The sequence below is a fragment of the Sessilibacter sp. MAH1 genome (assembly GCF_054658315.1).
Window position 1 is genome coordinate 1 of record NZ_BAAGIC010000019.1, and the last position, 20,892, is coordinate 20,892.

At 40.1% G+C, this 20,892-nt stretch carries 12 protein-coding genes; 8 read left to right on the forward strand and 4 right to left on the reverse strand.

Annotation, left to right across the window (positions count from 1 at the left end; translation table 11 throughout):
• Positions 1-1,362 precede the first annotated feature (1,362 nt).
• On the forward strand, positions 1,363-2,979 hold the full coding sequence (locus tag ACYQ28_RS16375; protein WP_460051937.1) for a vanadium-dependent haloperoxidase: 1,617 nt from the start codon (positions 1,363-1,365) through the stop codon (positions 2,977-2,979).
• A gap of 182 nt (positions 2,980-3,161) precedes the next feature.
• Positions 3,162-3,662: a hypothetical protein gene (locus tag ACYQ28_RS16380; RefSeq protein WP_460051938.1), complete on the forward strand. Its 501-nt coding sequence runs from the start codon at positions 3,162-3,164 to the stop codon at positions 3,660-3,662.
• A 297-nt stretch (positions 3,663-3,959) separates the two neighbouring features.
• Here the strand turns inward: ACYQ28_RS16380 and chrA are convergent, their stop codons facing one another.
• The 3 genes from chrA to ACYQ28_RS16395 form a co-directional block, all read right to left on the reverse strand.
• A complete protein-coding gene (chrA, locus tag ACYQ28_RS16385; RefSeq protein ID WP_460164731.1) occupies positions 3,960-5,171 on the reverse strand; it encodes a chromate efflux transporter in 1,212 nt (403 codons plus the stop codon).
• 759 nt (positions 5,172-5,930) lie between these two features.
• Positions 5,931-8,384, reverse strand: coding sequence for a TonB-dependent siderophore receptor (locus ACYQ28_RS16390; protein ID WP_460051941.1), 2,454 nt, complete (start codon positions 8,382-8,384; stop codon positions 5,931-5,933).
• An 864-nt stretch (positions 8,385-9,248) separates the two neighbouring features.
• Complete coding sequence (locus ACYQ28_RS16395; protein WP_460051942.1) at positions 9,249-10,610, reverse strand: nucleobase:cation symporter-2 family protein; 1,362 nt, start codon at positions 10,608-10,610, stop codon at positions 9,249-9,251.
• A gap of 2,099 nt (positions 10,611-12,709) precedes the next feature.
• Here ACYQ28_RS16395 and ACYQ28_RS16400 point away from each other — a divergent pair.
• The 5 genes from ACYQ28_RS16400 to ACYQ28_RS16420 all read left to right on the forward strand — a co-directional run bounded on the left by ACYQ28_RS16400 (position 12,710) and on the right by ACYQ28_RS16420 (position 18,871).
• Entirely contained in the window at positions 12,710-13,645 is a 936-nt protein-coding gene (locus ACYQ28_RS16400; RefSeq protein WP_460051944.1) for a hypothetical protein, read from the forward strand.
• A gap of 115 nt (positions 13,646-13,760) precedes the next feature.
• Entirely contained in the window at positions 13,761-14,633 is an 873-nt protein-coding gene (locus tag ACYQ28_RS16405) for an HAD-IIB family hydrolase (RefSeq protein ID WP_460051945.1), read from the forward strand.
• 17 nt (positions 14,634-14,650) lie between these two features.
• A complete protein-coding gene (locus ACYQ28_RS16410; protein ID WP_460051947.1) occupies positions 14,651-15,874 on the forward strand; it encodes a glycosyltransferase family protein in 1,224 nt (407 codons plus the stop codon).
• Positions 15,875-16,196: 322 nt separating this feature from the next.
• Positions 16,197-17,942, forward strand: a complete 1,746-nt coding sequence (locus ACYQ28_RS16415) for a sugar phosphorylase (RefSeq protein WP_460051949.1) — start codon at positions 16,197-16,199, stop codon at positions 17,940-17,942.
• 242 nt (positions 17,943-18,184) lie between these two features.
• Entirely contained in the window at positions 18,185-18,871 is a 687-nt protein-coding gene (locus tag ACYQ28_RS16420) for a hypothetical protein (RefSeq protein WP_460051950.1), read from the forward strand.
• 152 nt (positions 18,872-19,023) lie between these two features.
• On the opposite strand, the gene ACYQ28_RS16425 is transcribed toward ACYQ28_RS16420, so the two are convergent.
• Entirely contained in the window at positions 19,024-19,785 is a 762-nt protein-coding gene (locus ACYQ28_RS16425; protein WP_460051952.1) for an SDR family NAD(P)-dependent oxidoreductase, read from the reverse strand.
• Positions 19,786-19,887: 102 nt separating this feature from the next.
• Between ACYQ28_RS16425 and ACYQ28_RS16430 the strand changes: the two genes are divergently transcribed.
• Positions 19,888-20,769 (forward strand): LysR family transcriptional regulator, encoded by an 882-nt coding sequence (locus ACYQ28_RS16430; RefSeq protein ID WP_460051953.1) that lies wholly within the window; start codon positions 19,888-19,890, stop codon positions 20,767-20,769.
• Positions 20,770-20,892: the final 123 nt, after the last annotated feature.

Genomic DNA, 20,892 nt, shown 5'->3' on the forward strand with positions numbered 1-20,892 from the left:
GTGAAGAAATTGGAAATCACATTTTCAATTTCTGTCCTCTGATTAAATCATGGATGAGTTAATCAGAGGTTCCTATATTCGGTAATTTTATTCATAGCACTGTCGACAACTTCGGTTTATATCTGCTTAGCGTGAAATTAACAGTAATCCGAAACGTTGGCAGTGATTTATTTTTTTAGACTCATTAGTATACTGGCTGTGAAGTTAAGTGTTTCGTTTGGTCTGTTGTTAAATTAGTGGCTTGTTAAAAAGTCGCAATCCAATTAGTTACTGCTTCAATCAGTGTGCACACTTTAAAGCAGTAATTTCCAGCTTTTGGTTTAGGTCAGTTGCTTTTCATTATGGATGTTGAGGATAGGGCGTAGGTTTTAGGAAGCTCTGAGTTAATTGACATTTCTTTTATTTTTACAGCCTCGTATATTTTATTTGAATTGAGCATTTCTTAAAAAATAAATATTTTGGTCGTTTGATCAAGTATTTGAATTGCTATACCCTTACAAAAGTTGCTGCAATTTCAGCCGATTTACTGCCTAAGCCTAGATTGTTTTAGTCATGTCTCTTGTTATTGATGGGCGTCGAGATTATTTTTTTGCTCGCTACTGAGAGTTGGCTATTTTTTTATCAATTTTTGATAATTGTGTTGCTGATGAAGCTCCATAATTCTTGTCTGAACTTTCAACATTTTTTGCCGTATGTACATTTTTTTAGATGTTAGTTAAACAACAATCGATATTTGAAAAATGTAGGCGGTTCAATTTTTTGTTCGAAATGATTGTTTTTTAGTCTTTTTGCAGATTTTAACATTTAAATATTTCGGGGTTTTTCCGACGCATTTCGGGCCCAAAGCTTTCCAAATTCAAAAAATCGTTCTCCAAACTCCTCTTTTTTAACTACTAAGAAACGTTTTTCGTCTTAACTTTTTCTAAACGTTTTCTTAATACTTTCTACTTAGTTCTAATCTTAAATTAGTTTTTTAATTTAGACATATCTAATTTTCTGTATTTTAATTTTTCCACATTAATTACATTTATTTACGTTTGTAAGTGTATTTCTGTTGCTCGAATTACTATGAACGTCAATAGATTTTAATTATCGATAAGATAGTTTTTTTTAAAATTTTATTCAGGTCAGCATCGCAAAATCCCGTGTTAGCATTTCCCTCGTTGAAATTTACTGACTCTATCTTTCAACAGCGGTTATCAAGTTGACCGACTTTGGTTCAGCTCGAAATCGCATATCGAAATATAGTTTTTAGATCGTGTTACAGACTAAGCTCGAAATTTACAAAGTTACGTAAAGAACTACGTAGCGCCGTTAAAAAATCAATTCAATCATCTATGTAAGGGAAGAATCATGATGAAGATGAAAAAACTATCAGCGATTTTAATCGCGTCGTCTTTGGGTATGGCCGCCGGCTCTGTATTCGCAGAAGAATCTGCCACTGGCAGTCAATCAACATCTCAATCTGTTGGCTACATCGGTAAACTAAGTAAGTCTACCATCCAAGCCGGTAACCTATGGCGCTTGCAAGCAGTTGGTTATGACGATTTTTATTCTTCTGTTGATAACCTATCTGAGCGCGTTAAATTCTGGCACACCGTTGCACTTGACACCGTAGCGCTTGACCACACTCCTCCGTCTCAAGACGAACCAGCTCCAGCTAACCAAGGTGGTCCAACCCGCACCAGTCGTGCATTAGCCATGGTACAAGTTGCTGTTTTTGATGCATTAAACGCAATTGAAGACGAATACAATTCATACGCTGCTACCGGTCTAGTTGCTCCTGCAAACGCATCTCCTGATGCAGCAGTTGCTTTCGCAGCATTCCGCACTCTTAAGCGTTTATACCCAGCTCAAGAAGCCCGTCTAACAGAAATTAAAGACGAAGAAGTTACTCGTATCAAATCATTCACCAGCCAAGCTAGCTATAAAGCGGGTAAAGACGTAGGTATTGCTGCATTTAAAGCAATGCGCGACCTTCGTGCTGGCGACCGTTCTGGCCGTGCAGAAGCAGACTTCGGTGAAGGCGGACGTGTAGCCGGTGGCGCAAACGTTACTTATTTCGGTACCAAAGTAAACGGCGGCACTCGTAACATCGGTGAATGGCAACCAGATCCAAACACTCCTCCGACTGCGGGTGAATTTAACCTTGCTCTAGGTGCTTACTGGGGTAACGTTAAGCCATTCTTCATGGCCGCTGGCGATCAATTCCGTATTGCTCCACCTCCATCATTAGAAGGTGAAGAATACGCAGAAGCTTACGCAGGCGTTGCAGCTATTGGTGGTGCTCCTACCAATACCAATACCGTTAGCACTGGTACCGACGAAACTCGCTTCATTGGTAACTACTGGGGCTACGATGGCGTACCTTTAATCGGTGTACCACCACGTATTTATAACCAAATCGCAATCCAAATCGCTAAAGCAGAAGGTCTTACTGATCCTCTAGAACTTGCACGTACTCTTGCTATGGTTAACATCGGCATGGCTGATGTTGGTATTGCTGCATGGGACAGTAAATTCTTCTACAACTTGTGGCGCCCAGTTACCGGTATTCGCAGCGAAGACTTGAACCCAGATACCGTTAAAGACATTACTTGGGATCCAGTTGGTGTTTCTGTAATTAACACCGAAGAACCTGTTCGTCCTACTCCTCCATTCCCAGCTTACCCAAGTGGTCACGCTGCATTCGGTGGTGTAACGTTCGAAGTTCTTCGTGATTTGTTAGGCGATGACACTCCATTTACTTTCGTTTCTGACGAATACAATGGTTTAGGTTTCGACCCATTCCACCCAGACGTTCCACGTCCATTCGTACCCGTTCGTTTTGAGCGTCTAACCGATGCCCAAGAACAAAATGGTATCAGCCGTGTATACAACGGTGTGCACTGGAGCTTTGACGATACCGCTGGTCAAGGTCAAGGTACCGCTATTGGTCGTTATTTACTTGAAGACATTTCTGCGTTCAAGCTTAAGTAATGACCGAATAGACTGTGTTTGTCGATAATATGTTAGTCGATAAATAGTCTTATCGCACCGGCTCTACTTAAGTAAGTAGGGCCGGTTTTGCATTGGCGTATTGTTGAGCCAAAAAAGGATATCTGAGCAAGTTTCTGGTTTGTTGAGATATAGGGACATCCAAATAACAAAGGCACCAAATTATGAAATTTTTAAGACTCTTTATTTTATTTTTCGTAGCAGCGGGTTTTACAGCTCAATCAGTGATCGCCGAGCAGACCGTTAGTACAGTTGAGCGCAAGCAAATTGTTGAACTGTTACCAGAAGACTTTAAACCGGCATTTACCAAAGAAACCGTTATTAAGCTTAACGCCATCGTTCATCGTTCATTTGAAGCAATCAATGATTATGATGAGAGCGTAAAAGCAGCGCGTGGCGCTTTGATTGATGCAGCAAAGCCAGATGCATCTGAAGAAACCAAAGCAATGGCCATGAAAAAATTGGCTCACATCAGTGAGTTAAATAAGCAATCTAAAGCTGCTTTGTCTGACATGAAAGCCGCAGAAACCGAATTACGTAACAGTGACGAAGAATACAACTCAGCGATTTTAGCCGGTATGGTTGATTTTGTTGAAGACGTAGAGCGTGAAATTTCTTCTCAGTACACCAAGTTACAAGCCATGATGCCTGAAGCGAATAGCTAGCATTACTTACACTTAAGCGTATTTTATCGTTATAGGTAATTTCAACTCTTAAGTTGGCCAGATAACCCTCTAGAGACGAATGACTTTAGAGGGTTATTTTTTGCTCGTACATTTCTGCAAATTTGCCACACAAAGTAATTTCAACACTATTATTATCGTAGTTTCTAGCTAATTTCACCTTGAAGAAATCAGTGATTTTGTAAGAATTTTAATCGGATTTCTAAGCATCTATTCGATGCTCTACTCACACCAACTATTCCTCGAAACTCCTGAACTTATCTGCTGTATTCGGCTTTTCTAAAGTACATTTAACGCTATTTTTATGCCTGTGCACCAAAGTACTAAATAAATCGGCGATAAGCGAAGTAATGTAAGTAATGTAAAACCGAAGATTGCAATTGCTAGATCGATTTTATCGAATATAGCTTGTGTAAATATGGGATCGTAGAGCGCAGCCGCTAGTATGCCTACCACCGATGCGTTTATTCCAGCGATGATTTTGTGGCTAGAGGAATAATTCGCTAGGGTCTTCCATAAAGGTAGTATGGCAATTACAAGAATAAAGCCCGGTAAAAAAATAAAAACTACGGCTATTACCGCCGTAACCAATGGTGGATATTGGCTGGGTATTAGTGCGCCAAGATAAGCAGAGAACGTAAACATAGGGCCAGGAATCGCCTGTGCTGCGCCGTAACCGGCAATAAAGGCGGTTTCGTTAATTGCTCCGTTAGCAACGGTGGCGTTTTCTAGCAGCGGTAACACAACGTGACCGCCACCAAAAACCAAAGCGCCGGCGTTATAAAATGTTTGTGCCGTGAAATACAGCGCGTTATCAAAATTCAGTAACGTAAAAATCGCTAGTAACGTGAAGAATAATACAGCGAAACTTATTCCTATCTTTGTGCTATGGGCGACGCAAATCGAGTGTTGAGTATGAAAATTAGCGTTGGTATTTGGGGATAAAAAACAATAACCCATACCAGCGGCAATAATGATGACGATAATTTGTGTCCAATAAAGCGGCCAGATTAATAAAGAACACAGCGATAAGACGGCAATTATTTGCGTACCTTTGCGCGCGCATAATTTTTTACTCATGCTTAGTACTGCGTCGGCAACCACCACCAAGGCAACAATTTTTAAACCGGATATTAGTGCTTTGCCCCAGGCGGAATTGGAATCTGGTAGCCAAAAAGCCAGCGCAAACATGATGAGCGCAGAGGGTAGCGTGAAAGCTAAAAATGCTAAAACTGCGCCTAAAGCCCCTAGTCGATGTAAGCCAATAGAAAATCCCAGCTGACTGCTTGCAGGTCCCGGCAAAAATTGGCAAATGGCGAGTAATTGAGAAAATTGACTATCACTTAACCATGCTTTTTTTTCGACAAATTCCCGGTGAAAGTAGCCTATATGAGCGGTAGGGCCACCGAATGAGCTGCATCCAAGTTTAAGAAATGTCATAAACAGCTGTGTGGCTTGAGAAAATGTTTGCGACTTATTTTGGGTTGTCATTGCTCTTACTATGCGTGTGAGAATTGTGAGTATGAAGTGATATTTTAAAATGGGAAACGCGGATTAACCTAGAGTTTCCTACAATATTGGGATGTGTCACAGGGACGTGCCATGGAGATGTGTCATAGAAGTGTGCCGCTATTCTCAAGAACGGTAAGAGCTTGAACGTGTGAAAAAATTCGAAATCGCAGGGTCAATTTCTGCCCTCTGATTAAATCATGGCGAAGTTAATCAGAAATTTCTATAGGTGATTTTATGGTAACCGTTTATGAGGCAGGCTTTATGTGAGCCTTGCCAAAAATACGTTTTATAACGAGTATTTTATTTCACAATTATCGAAATACTGTGTTTAAAAGCTAATGTTTAAAAACGTAAGCATAAACGCTTAATAACACAGATGAGCAGGAGTTATCTTACTAGGTGGAATTTTCTAGATTGAATAAAAAAAAGCCCTCAGTAGAGGGCTGCAGGAGAGATCACGAACGTGGCAACAGTTTTTGGAGAAAACTATATGCTTCATATCTATAACGTTCTTCCGGGGTTTATCCCCCAAAATATTTTTGCAAATTTACGTAATTTTTTAAAACAAATTGCAGAATAAATTACGGAAAATAGAACGTTATTAAGTAAAAAAGTTATTACAGCTATTGTTCATCTATTAACTAGATTCTGCCTGCAGTTCCTTGGTTATTAGAAACTTTAACCTAGGGTATTGCAGGCAAATCCTTGTTATTAAAGCACTACTATTAACAGAGTCTCTTAGAATTTAAATGCAACACTGGCTTGATAGTGACGCGGTAATTCTGGCAATACAATTTGGCTTCCGAATAAATTCGGGAAGTTTGCACGGAAATATTCTTCGTCGGTCAAGTTTTTACCGGTAATACTGAAGGTGAATTTTTCATTTTCATAAAAAATACCCGCATTAACCAAGGTGTATGCCGGTAGCTCTACGGCTTGAGAGAAACCTGAGAAGGTTTCGTCAGCGCGAATAATGCTTGAGTTAATGGCAAAACCATTACCAAAGTCATAGGTACCGGTTAGTGTGTAGATATTTTCTGGAACACCCGCTTTACGTGCCGTTGGTGAAGTGGCAATACCATTCACAACGCCGCCGTAAATAAGAGAAGGGTCAATGCCGTCTGGTAAATCTTCGGCACCAAAGAAACTAAAGCGACCACCGTTGGCTTCTGCATCTAAGTTGGTGACTTCAATTTTTGAATAGCCAGCGGTTAATACCAGAGCTTCGTTCACCACCCAGCGAATTTCCGCTTCAATACCTTCGGTTAAATCCGCAGAGTTAGTAACGATTGCTTGCGCGTTAAAGTCGGTACGTTCTTGCTCGTAATAAGCTAAGGCGAAATACAAGCTATCGTTTAAGAAGCTGCCCTTAAGACCGTATTCTTCCAAGGTGGAAGAGTCCACCGATGCACCACTGGCAACGTTGGCGGTATTAATTTCCGCGCCTTGGCCGGCAATAACGGTGGTTTGCTCAGAGAAGGTTACGTAAGGAATTAAACCGATTGGAGTTTCGTAGCTTAAGCTAACGTTCCAAGAAACGGCGTCTTCTTCGTTCTCGGCGCTGATTGGTGCAGTGATATCGTCAACCGTGTAATTTACAGGATCTGCAAACGGGCTTATTAAGAATTGGCCATCGGCTGATACGAATCCAAAACCAGAGGTTGGGTTATTCAATAATAATTTATCAACCGGTGTGCGGCTTTCGATATCAATAAAGTCGTAGCGTACGCCAAGAACTGCACTTAAACCAAAATCAAAGGTGAAATCTACCAGCGCTGCTAAGCCGTAGTCTGCGTAGCTGCCTTCGTAGTATTCGGTGTAATCATCATCAATTCTTGTAGCAAGTAAACGACGATCTAGCGCAGTTGATGGACCGGTTAAATCACGGCGATCGAAGAATTCGTTGGTAAAGTCGTCACCGTGTTTAAAGTCGGTATAACGAATAGACGGAGATAACTGTACAGAGGTTGTTAACGAATCGGTTTCAAAGGCTTTGGCAAAAACCAATTTATCTTCAATTACAAATGAGTCGTGGAATTGTGAGAAACCGTAGGCGTTTTCGTTGAGGTTATCGTAAGCATCGTAGAACAATTGGTTTTTAATTTCCCAACCGTTGGCGGCATTATAAATAACATCAAAATACAGGGTGATGGCTTCGTTTTCGAGAGTATCGTCTGGTGCAACCAATACGTTGCTGCGATCAAGCTGAGCGGTACCAACGTTTTGGAGCGCTAGGTCAGGACTTAAATTATTTACATTGATATTGTTAGCCGAGCCTACGAATTGGCTTACAACCGCAGCGTTGTATTCTTGGTGAGAAATACTGCCGTCACCGTTGGTATCCAGCGATGTTGGTGAGCCTGTTATGTAGGTGCCGTTATCAATAAGGTCTTGAGTTAAACGGTTCCAGCCAGCAACCTGATTACCTTCGTAATCATGGTACATACCGCCCCATTGCAAACGTAGGTTTTCGTTTACGTCCATATCAAAAGACGCTTGTAAGATGGTTTGGTCGGTGGCGGTGTTGTCGTAGAAGCTGTCTGAGTTTTCCACTTCGCCGTATACGTAGTAACCGATGTTATCGGTTAACGGGCCGCCAACTTCTGCGCTAATTACGCTCTTGTCCCAGGTACCGGTTGTATAGCTGATTTCGCCTTCTGGCTGCTCTAAAAATTGGCCGCCATCAGCGCGGGATGATTTAGGGTTAAAGTTTAAGTAACCACCAATTTTAGCTGGGCCAAAAATTGGAGAGGCAGGGCCGCGGACGATATCAACACGGCTTGATGCACCAATCGGAGTAGGGTAGTTACCTGGATTGTCGAGACGTTTAACGCCACGGAAATAGGTTTCGCCCGGTGTACCACGTACGTCCAAAGAACCTGCTACACCAAAGAATGACTGTGTGAAAGTACCTGGTGCGAACGCAACTAATTCGTCGATATCGGTAACGTTAAAGCGTTCTAGCTGCTCAGCACTGACAGTTGATGCAGAGCGCGGGGTTTTTAACAACGATTTGCCGAAGCCGAATACTTCGACATCTTCACCCGGTAAGCTGCCAAGCGATCCTTGAACAATAACTTCTTCAATTTCGCCATTGGTTTGCGCAATAACTACCGATGAGCACAAGGTCGTTGCGGTAGCCAAAGCAACCGCCGCCGCAATTGGCATTGGTCGAAAGACTGATTTTTTCATGTTTCCCCCTAAAAGCGTTCGAACCTATTCCCGGTTCTTCAAGGCCTTTTGCGATGATTAATATTTCCTAAGGTGGTGCTTTTTGCTGTTCGCATTTTATGCGCGTAGATCTGCATGGGATTTGTCTGTCTACGAGCTTTAAATCGCAGTAAATAAAGCCAGTGGTAACGCTGTATTCTCATTAACCCAATGTTCAGTAAGCATAAAGAATGCCACTTAATTGTCTATCTGGTCAGGTATTTTGAGTATTCTCAAACCCTTTAATTTAGGGCGTTACAAGCAATATTTATCAGCCAGCGATGAAAATAATAATGCTTGATCAAGAATTTGATGCACCAAACTTAAGTTTATAATCGACCGAAAAATTTATTCCTGAACGAACTTAGTGCAGGTTTCCTCAACAATGCGCGGTATTTCTATTCAGCTTTTAAGGGCGAGCTAAGAGATCTTTTTGCCGAAAGAATTTCCCACTCCAAGTGATAGGTTGTTGATTAAAAATAGTTGAAAACCGCTGATAGATGATACGAGGTTAGCTATTTGAGACGATATTTCTGAAATGAACGCGCAGACTCGCAAAGGTGACAGCGACCTCATTGAGCAGCGCAGCCGGCAGGGGGAATTTCTTGTTCTGTGGCAAAAGCTTACGGTTAATCAATAGGAACCTCTGATTAACTCATCCATGATTTAATCAGAGCCCAGAAATTGAAAATGCGATTTCCAATTTCTTCACAATTTCAATCACTTACGGTTCTTGAAATTGGCGACACATCCTTGTGTCGCTGGAAACTCTAGGTTAATCAGAGTTTCCAATATTAATTGAGAAAACGTAAGCTGGGTGGCTTTAATTTGGCGGTTATTGTTCGTTTATAAAGAGTTATTTTCACTCGCGTTTTCTATCGTTTCCTGTGTGTTTTCGGGCACGCATAAACTTAAAAATATGGCACTGATTCCGGCGACGGCGACCGGTGAAGAAAACAATACAGAGATAAATTTCGGTGCCTGTTCGAGCAGGTTTGGCACCATCAGTGAACCTAACCCCAAACCTAATGAAACAGCGGCAATTAACGATTGCTTGCGGTCTAGATGGTTTTGCCTTAGCACATCAATACCGGCAATGGTAACCGTCGCGAACATAATCAAGGTGGCACCGCCTAGAACCGGTTTTGGAATCTGTTGTAAAACCGAGCCGATGACTGGGAATAATCCTAATAAGACCAAAATTCCCGCGACGTACAAACCGATATGTCTGCTGGCAATACCGGTGAGTCTAATGACCGCGTTATTTTGACCGAAAGTCGTGTTTGGAAAAGTATTAAAAACCGCAGCGATGGAAGAGTTAATGCCATCGGCCAATATGCCGCCTTTAATGCGGCGTAGGTAATCGTTGCCCTTAATAGGCAGGCCGCAGAAATGCGAATTGGCGGTAAGGTCGCCGGAGGTTTCTATGGCAGTTAAAAGATAGATAACGGCAATGGGTATAAACAATTGCCAATCGAAATCGAACCCATATTTGAGCGGCACAGGAATCGCGACCACGGCGGTCTTTTGAAAAGGCTGTAATTCAAAAACTCCCAAAGCATAACCAACAACAGATCCAACCAGCATTCCGATCAGAATAGAACTGAGTCTCAGCCAATAATTTGAGCTGAGGTTTAAGAGAAAAATCGTCAGTAGTACGCAAAATCCGATTAACAAGTATTCGGGCTTACCAAAGTCCTTGGCACCGAATCCGCCGCCTAAATCGGTAATACCTACCTTAATGAGAGAAACTCCAATGGTGATAATGACGATACCGCTTACAAGCGGCGTGATTATTTTTTTGAAGGTGTTAATAAATTGGCTCAGTGCAATTTCGATAAAAGCACCCACAAAGCACATGCCAAACAGTAAAGACAAGATATCAGAACTGTTGCCGCCTTGGTTTTTTACACTAAATCCCGCCGTAATTAACGCACCTAAAAAGGCGAAACTGGTGCCTTGAACCGCAATTAATCGAGAGCCGACGGGACCAAAACCCTTAGCCTGAATAAAGGTGGCAATACCAGATACAAACAGTGCCATACTCAGTAAATACGGGATTTCGTTTTCCAATCCTAACGTTGAGCCAATAACCAGAGTGGGGGTGATGATGCCCACAAAGCTGGCTAATACATGTTGAAATCCCGCTGTGAGTGATTGCAATACCGGTGGTTTTGAGTCGACAGGAAATAATATGTCTTTGTTCATAAGTGTAGACAGTCAAGAAAATTAAAAATATTCGGTTTCAAGTTGGTGCTTAAAAAACATCAACTGTGTAGTAATGGTGCAGGTTGGTGTGAGTTTGTTGTTGCGACAGAACCGAGGATTCTTTCTCAGTTAATAACTTAAATATTTAGGAGTTAATTCATCGAAACAAACAAAAATCTTGGCGCCAACAGACTGAGAGTGTTCGATTTATTCTTTTTTTGCAAGTTTGTCTTGGTGTTGCGCTAAATGCCTAAATTGAAGTAACGGATTTACGGCATGCGAATTTTAACTTTCGCCTGTTCTAAGCTGGTGCTTTGCTGGTGTGTGTTGCCTCAAAATAGCGCCTCGACCCTAGACATCTTAATGAGATCGAAAAAGATAAGGCCATGGGCAAATATATGAGCCAATACTTATCTGGAGATTTAGGCATTCGCACAAATTTTGTAGCGGTTCTTCATCCCTTATTTATTTTCGTGATTGAAAAGTAAAGTGCAGTTTTATGGTGCTGTTGAATAATTTTTAAGTTCTTGGGTGCCCATTTTAAAGCATTTACGCTTTCTGAGGATTTTTCTGGACGGGTTGAGTTTGTTTGATCGATAACCAATTGGTTTGAAGATATTTATCTAATTGCGACATTTATGTCTTTTATCGATTCTTCTGAATGGAAATGAGTGATATATCCAATAAATAAAACCATCAAAGAGTATTGGCACACTACCTGCTCTTACAACTGTGCCCTAGGAGATTTCTCGTAGGGTATTCTCTCATGAAGCTTGCTCTTAAGGGGCTGTGCACTGGCCCCGTTTTTTACATGAGCTGTTTTAGCTAAATTAGAGGTGTTAATGGAATACGCAATTTTATTGACGTAGAACATTAAAATTCTAATGCATTCAGATGTAACAAAGATAAAAACACGGATTAGAATTAAAAATAGAATTTAAATGCGTGTGCGGTTGGGACCTGTTCGATTAAAACGTGATCGGTTAAATTTCGTTGCAGCTGAGAATCCGTTGCAGTTAAAAACAACACAATTAAAGCAGTTAAAAATAGCACAATTAAAAAGGGTCGCTGATTTTTAAAAAAAATTCATTGTTGCAAATTGATACGATCTTATGCCTATTTATTTAGGTTACTTTATGTAGGTTATGTTTGTTTTCTTCAAACATCTATATGTAAGCAAATCAATCAAATATATTCCTTTCTCTATTGGCAGTACGTCAATTAATTCTTAAAGTTAATTTTTTACGAAAAATAACTTTAACACCGAGTTTTTTCATAACACAAAATGTTATTAAACCGTCAAATATTGGCCATTAAACATTTATGCGGGTTGATACTTATTAAAAATTCTGCACTACCGACCTCATTATTCATTCTGTAAAAAATTTATCCATTTATTCTTTTATAAAAATTATTTTAAAATTCGTAAATTGATCTATTAAAAGTTGTTCGAATATTCGCCATTCATTATTAATCAACAGCATATGTACACTGTTTTGTAGTTTCTACTGCTGTGTTGCTGATGACCTATCATTGTTAACTCATCTAAAAATACCGATTAAAAGCCAGATTCGTTAATCGAGTATCCTAAAAAATTTTACATTTGTTCTAAGTTTGTTATTTAAACTAATAATTTAAGTCTAAACTTTAATTGCTTACGGAAAACCTTGATTAGCTCATCGACTATTGCAATCACTTTTGGCGCTTGAAATTACTGATAGATCTTTATAGTGCCGGAATCGTTTTTATAGTTCCGGAATCGTTGAGTGATCCAGAATTTCCTATAAATTATTACATCTTGCGATGTCTATTTGTTCGAATAGTTGTTTTGTTAGGCAGTTATGGCGAGTTGGATAATAAAATCTGTAATTGAGCCCATCAAATTTTAATATGGGATCAAAATGTAATAAAACGTCATTACTACAAAGGTCTCCAGTTAACACATCCCTGAATTAATTAGAGCTTCCTGTGATGACTCAATGCATAAGTGTAATTATTAGGCACAAAATCTGCTGAGTGTTTTTTTCAAATCAGAGAGTTTTGATGGTTGATATTCAATATCTACCGGTTTTCTTTCTATCAGAATAAAAGGATTCACCGTGAGTGAATGTATTGATACTAAATTAGAATGTATTGTAAACGACTACATATCACGCTGTAGTTTACCCAGCACTTATCTGCATACGTTTAAGAAATGGTTTTTGCCCCTCCTTGAAAAAATAAATGCACAATTGGAATTTAATAAGGGACCGCTTGTGCTGGGCGTTAATGGCTGCCAGGGCTCGGGCAAAACAACATTATCAAATTTAATATCTGAGGTGTTCAATAAGTTTTATGGAAAATCCTCGGTCTCAATGTCCATTGACGACTTTTACCTTACTCAGCAAGAGCGTAAAAATTTATCCGATTCTGTTCATTCTTTATTGATGACCAGAGGTGTACCGGGAACCCATGATATCAAATTAGCGACGTCGGTTATTGAACAATTAAAACAAGGGCATGGTAATGTTGAAATACCACGTTTTGATAAGTCAATTGATGATCGCGCCGAAAAAGATGCTTGGAGTATCGTCTCTGCACCCATCGATTTAATTGTTATAGAAGGGTGGTGCCTGGGCTCTCCCTTTCAAGAAGAAACCGAATTGTATGCGCCAGTTAATGACTTAGAAGAATTTGAAGACCGTTCTATGACATGGCGAGAATACGTTAATGAAAAACTCAGTCATGAATACAGGCAATTTTTTAATGGGATTGATTTTTGGGTCATGTTGAAGGCGCCTTCCTTTGAATGCGTATATGAATGGCGTTTGGAGCAGGAGCAAAAACTGAAAAAGAGCCTTGAAGTTAATGTTGATAAAAGAAGCATAGAAACCAAAGAAAAACTACTGGCATTGATGAGCCCGCAGCAAATAAAAAGATTTATACAGTATTACCAAAGAATTACCGAAAATACGTTGAGGTTGTTACCTCAAAAATGCGATGTAGTGTTTGAGCTAAATTCTGAACGCTCAATTATTACCGCTTCCGGATGTTAGAGAAATTCGGCATAAAAATGGTTTTCATACTCAAATTTAAAATAATATGTTCTTATGTGTGAAAATATGTTTAGATTGAAATTATTAAAAATATTATTAATTGTGCGGGCTTGTTGTGAGAGACATAATATTTTTTACCGATATGGATGGAACCTTACTGGATCATTACACTTACAGTTATGAACCAGTAATACCAACACTTCAACAATTGCGCAATAATGGTATTCCCGTTATTGCTAATACCAGTAAGACCTTCCTTGAGCTGTTAGATATTCGCAGTCATCTCGGTAATACAGATCCATTCATATTCGAAAACGGCGCTGCTATAGCACTGCCTTCGTGCCAATTTTCAGAGTCAGATATAGCTTCCAATTTATTACCACGCTTACCGATTAAAAATATTTCCAAAGAAAGCGAGTATTTTATTGTTTCTTTTGTTGAATCCAGAGAACACTGGATTCATGTTATTAATTCCATATCAACTCCTTTTGTTAACAATTTTTTGAGCTTTTCACAGATTAGTGTCGAAAAAATATCTGAACTCACCGGTTTAAATTACGATCAAGCCACCCTGTCATCCCAACGTACGTTTGGTGAGCCAGTATATTGGCAGGGTGATGAGAGCCAATATCAAGCTTTTTGTGATGCCGTGCGAAAAGCTGGCGCTACGGTGTTAAAGGGTGGTCGCTTCACACATATTTGCGGTGAAGCTAATAAAGGCCAAGCGCTTAATTGGTTGGCACAGTTATACGCACAAAAATACCAAAAACAATATTTAACAATTGGTTTGGGTGATGGCGATAACGATATTGCTATGCTTGAGAGTGTGAATTTTCCCGTCATAATTTCATCGCCTGTGCACAATCCCCCCATCGTTGGAAAAACCCAAAATCATTTAAGCGATGTATACATCACAAAAGCCCAAGGACCAGAGGGCTGGGCCGAGGCGAGTGCATTTGTATTAGCCGATATTGAAGAGCATTTTTAATTACATGAGGTTTGTCCATGGCTGATTTCCATCAAAATGGTATTATCACCACGCTACATAATTTGGCCGAGCGCCCACTGGGAGAGATGGAGCGAGAGTTATTAAAATACAGTAAACAGCGCCCTCTAGGACTTATTCTGCCGTGCTTATATTCCGAGTTAGAAGGTCCTGCAATGCCAAATATTTTGGCCGAACTAAAACAGGTACCTTATTTAAATCAAATTATTATTGGTCTAGATCGAGCAGACAAAGATCAATACATCAGAGCCTTAAATTTTTTCAAAGATTTACCACAAGACTTCCGAATATTATGGAACGATGGCCCGCGTCTACAAGCAATCGACAATGATTTGCGTGAGCTTGGTTTGGCACCAAAAGAAAAAGGTAAAGGCTGTAATGTTTGGTATTGCATGGGCTACACATTGGCAACCAATAAAGCAGAATCGGTTGCTTTGCACGATTGCGATATTGTCACCTACACGCGAGAGCTTTTAGCTCGGCTTATTTATCCGGTTGCCAATCCCAGATTTAACTACGAGTTTTGCAAAGGCTATTACGCACGAGTTTCCTCGGATAAAATCAATGGTAGAGTGTGTCGACTATTGGTGACGCCGTTATTAAGAGCGTTAAAAAAGGTCATTGGACCCATGGAATATCTTGAATATATGGACAGTTATCGATATTCCTTGGCAGGTGAGTTCTCATTTCGTCGCGATGTACTTACAGACTTGCGTATTCCCAGTGACTGGGGACTTGAAATAGGTGTGCTCTCTGAAATGCATCGCAACTATGCAAACAACCGCCTGTGCCAAGTGGATATAGCCGACAACTACGATCACAAACATCAAGATCTATCGCTTAACGATAAGACCAATGGTCTGTCTCGTATGTCTATTGATATCGCCAAAGCATTATTTAGAAAACTGGCAACTCAAGGTATTGTGTTTACGCCAGAAACATTCCGTTCCATTAAGGCAACGTATTACAGAATTGCTTTAGATTTTGTTGAAACCTACCACAATGATGCAATTATGAACGGATTACAGCACGATTTGCACGAAGAAGAAAAATCGGTGGAGATGTTTTCTAAAAATATTATTGAGGCCGGTCAAGTGTTTTTAGAAAATACCTATGCAACACCGTTTATACCGAGCTGGAACCGAGTGGTTAGCGCTATGCCGGAAATTTTTGAGCGCATTCAAGATGCCGTAGAAGAAGATCATCGAGAATTTTTTGGTTAAGATTTTCTTTTAGAAAAGCCTGAATAATACCGATTTTTTGTAAACTCAAGTAGATTCGAAAATTTTAATTACTTACAGTTCTTGCATTTGGCGACACATTCTCGTGTCGCGAGAAACTATCGGTTAATCAGAGTTTCCTACACGTTTATCATAACTGGGTGCAGTATTATATCCTGTCTTTTCATCGGAAATACACCATGCATGGTTATTTTCAATTTCTGTGCTTGTCGAATGTACCGTTTTGGGGTATATCGATAACAAACCTTCGTTGAGTTTGCGCGCACAGTTGCAGTAACAGCTGTCAAAGGAGCTGATTTCGTTTATGAGTGACGTAGAAAACCATTTGCGACAAAAAGTCATCCGCCACCTCGAATTTATCTATTCGCAGGTTGAGATCGATTTAAGTTACGAGGCTCTCGCCGACGCTCTTCTTAAGATTATGCGATTGGATCAATCGTGTTGCGATCCTGTGGCCCATACCAATCACTGGAGCCAAAAAGATACGATTTTAATTACCTATGGAGACAGTCTTAAACGAGAAGGTGAACGTCCGTTAAATACGCTCAATGAGTTCTTGCTAAAATATTGCCAAGATTTTTTATCAAGCGTTCATATTTTGCCTTTTTTCCCGTATTCATCCGACGACGGTTTCGCTGTAATCGACTTTTCAACGGTGAATGAGAGTTTGGGTGACTGGACTGACATTGAGAAGATTGTCGAACATTTCAAGGTAATGGCCGATTTGGTAATTAATCATTGCTCCAGTCGTAGCCTGTGGTTCGAAAATTTTAAACTGGGTAGAGACCCAGGCAAAGACTATTTTATTGAAGTAGATCCCAAAGAAGATATAGAAGGCATTGTGCGGCCCAGAACTAGCCCACTACTTCGTGAAACTCAAACAAGTGAAGGCATCAAACATGTATGGTGTACCTTCAGCCATGATCAAGTTGATTTAAACTTTGAAAATATACAGGTATTAAAAGAGTTTGTTTCGATTGTGCGTTTGTACCTAGATTATGGTGTGCGAATTTTTCGTTTAGATGCCGTCGCTTTTTTGTGGAAAAAATTAGGTACAAGTTGCATTAATTTAGAAGAAACTCATGAAGTAATTCGTTTATTCAGAACTTTAATTGAGCACTCTTGCGAACATGCGGTTATTATCACCGAGACTAATATCCCTAATCGAGAAAATTTAACGTATTTTGGTAATGCCAACGAAGCGCACTGTATTTATAATTTTTCTTTACCTCCGTTACTGGTAAACACTCTGATTACTGGCAATTGTAAATATTTAAAACAGTGGATGATGAGCATGCCGCCGGCGCAAAATGGTACGGCGTATTTTAATTTTATCGCCTCTCACGACGGAATTGGTCTTAGGCCTGCCGAAGGTCTACTCAAAGATGAGGAATTAAATACCTTAATAAATACTATGCAGACCTTTGGGGGGCGAGTTTCTTGGCGCTCGGTTAATGGTTCGGTTCACAAAGCTTACGAAATAAATATTGCGTTGATTGATGCGTTGCAAGGTACCACCAAGGGCCCTGATAAATGGGGAATCGATCGATTTGTATGCGCACACGCCATTATGCTTTCTCTTGAAGGTATACCAGGAATATACATACACAGCCTGCTGGGTACAGGCAATGATTACGAGAAGCTCAAACACACTAATCATAATCGTTCAATCAACCGTCACCAATGGGACTATGATGCATTGGTAGATCATCTGAGCAATGAATGGTCGCAACATGCGCAGATTTTCCAACGGCTTAAAGCATTAATTCAGTTGCGAGGAAAACAGCCTGCTTTTCATCCGAACGCAACCCAGTTTACGTTGCATTTTGGTGAACAATTATTCGGCTTTTGGCGCCAGAGCATAGATAGACGACAAAGCATATTTTGTATCAGTAATATAAGCGATGAGGTAATGACCTTATCACTGTCTGACATTAACTTAATTGGTACCGATGAGTGGAAAGATTTAATCAGTAATCAGGTATTTCATTCTATTGAGGAACAAATTCAAGTTCAGCCTTATCAAACGTTGTGGATAACAAACCTGTGATGAACGTTGGTATTGAAAACTTAAAAGCCCTTGCATTTAAAGACGATTAGATAACGGGATTGCGGATCTAATTAAACTTAGATTAAATTGTGTAAAACCACATGACTCAGCAAATAATCATATTTGTAGCAATATTTTTTTCATTAGTCGTTTCCTTGACTGGATTGTGGTTTATTATTCAGCGAAAACAGGACAAATCGTCTCAACAAGTTGGCCTGTCTATTTTGCAGATGCTTCAAAGTATGTTAGCTCATGTACAACGTCATCGAGGTTTGAGCTTTGGGGCATCAAAGGGTGTGATCGCACTAACTCCCGAAATTGCCGAACTTAAACACAGAATCAGTGAAGACATCGGATCGCTCGAGAAAAGCCGTTCATTGCTGATCTCCAGCGAACGGTGGGTCAGAATTACCGAACAATGGGCAAAAATCAGCGCGCAACAATATGAAACTAATGGTGGAAATATTTTGGCGCAGCATAATTCGCTCGCCAAAATGATTTTACTGATAATATCGGATACGGTTTCAATTTATAAACTTACTCAGTTACGCTCGGTAGATTCTGGAGCATCAATTACCTATTTATGGCAGGAGCTTTTAACAACTGCTGAATTATTAGGCCAAGCTCGTGCATTGGGAACAGGTATCGCAGCAGCTGGTTATAGTGAACCAATAGAGCGAGCTAAATTAACGTCTCTGGTAAAAGAAATAGAAGGCAACAGCGATCAATTATGGGTTCACATATCGGATCACGAAGGATTGCAAGATCATATAAATCGCTTTTTGTTATGCATCGAAGAAAACATAAACATACACAAACCCAGTGTAAGCCCAGAAGACTTCTTTCGATTGGGTTCGCATGCAATTGACGGACTGTACGACTATTATAAAAATGAATTGATGATATTACGCGAAAAGTATTTGGCGTAAATTTAGGATTATCGATGTATTTTTACAAAAAAATCTGATCGCTAGAATCGTCTAAGGTTTCTTTGTCACAAACTTGCGTACCTCTTGTGGCTACCAGATAAGCCTTAATAAAATTAAGGCTTGAGTCATTGTTTAGAAAATAAAAACTTGAGCTAAAGCCTTACGCCACCAATGGTAAAACCACCATCAATTATAATGTCTTGGCCCGTAATAAACGCTGCGTCATCTGACAATAACCATGCAACGGTTCCACAAATATCTTCTGGTGTTCCGTTTCGCTTCAGGGCGGATTGGTTTGCTAATTTACTGGATAATTCCGGGTCGAGCACTTCTTCAGCCATTGGCGTTAAAATAATACCAGGACTGATTGAATTTATTCGAATATTACTGGGGCCTTGCTCTATTGCAAGCACCTTTATCAAGCTTAATAGGGCACCTTTCGTCGCTGCATAAGCTCCAGCTCCAGGCATGACGGCAGATGCTGTCCATGATGCATTTACGACTATAGAGCCTGTGCTCATCATTGGTATCGCCTGTTGTATCGTAGCGAGAGTTCCTTTTAAGTTGGTGCTTATGAGTTGATCCAGTTGCGTAAAGGAAGCATTTAGTGTCGGTGTAAACTCCCCAAGAATCCCAGCGTTGGCAAAAACTCCGTCAAGATGACCAAAATTATTCTGTATTTTTTTCATTGAATGGGTGAGCGATTCGAGACTACTAATATCACAGCTTAAGACAGAGGCTTTTGTGCCGAAGGCTTCCACTTCAATAGCAACTTGTTCTAGAGGCTCTTGCTGCCTACCTAGTAAAGCGAGTTGTGCACCTTCAGCCGCTAATCTGAGCGCTGTAGCTTTACCCATACCAGAGCCTGCCCCGGTGATAAGAATATTTTTATTGCGAAATCGTGCATTGATCATAATACCCTCGGTTTTAAACGCTTAGAGAGCATTTATGATAATTAATCTTTTTGGGTTTATAATTAGGCTAAAATTTTAATCACTTTAAAGTATGGCTATCAAATGGATCTTTTCCAAGCGATGAAATCCTTCGTGACTACGGTAAATGTTGGCTCTATGAGTTCTGCTGCGTCGGAGCTTAAGTTAACACCGGCAATGATTGGACAGCATATAGCGTCTCTAGAGGCTCGCCTTGGTACTCGCTTGTTGAATAGAACCACCCGGCGGCAGAGCTTAACTGACTTTGGAAAAACCTACTTTGAACAGTGCAGAGATATTCTTGAACGTGTTGCTCTTGTCGATTTAGAAGCAGAAGCTCATTCGTCAGAAGCGCAAGGTTTACTGAGAGTTACTGCGCCTGTCACCTTTGGTGTTAGTTTGTTAGTACCGACGCTAAGAAAATTCAGGCAATCGTCACCGCTGGTTAAAATTGAGTTGATTTTAACGGATCAGAATTTGGACATTGTTGAAAACGGAATTGACGTGGCGTTTCGAGTTGGATTAATTCCTGATAGTCGAATTATTCAGAGAACGTTAATGCCGTACAAAATGGTTGTATGTGCTTCTGCTGAATATGTAACTCAACGCGGAATGCCACATGAACCCACTGAATTAGTAGAGCACGAATTGATTGGTTTTACGAAAACGACAGATACATTACTTACATTTTTTAATCATGATCGATTGGTAGAAGTAAAACCCCTTAGCATGATTTCTATGAATAGTGGATATGCGTTACTAAGTGCAGCTAAATCAGGTTTAGGTATTATTATTCAACCAGAAATGCTGCTGAAAAACGATCTTGAATCCGGTGCCCTTGTTCGTATTTTACCCGATTGGCATCTAGGGGAGCGTCAGTTATCGATGATCTATTATCGTCATAAAAACATGACGCCTAAAGTAAGAAATTTTTTAGATTTTTCAATAAAAGAATTTCATGCCTAATGTGCGATTTCTCTACTGCGTATTGTACTTTCTTGTACTGAAAAAATTGTGCAAATAGAAGCAAGGAAGAATCTTTAAAAGGTGCGTAGAAATTATAACGAATTCCTACACCACACCAAATTA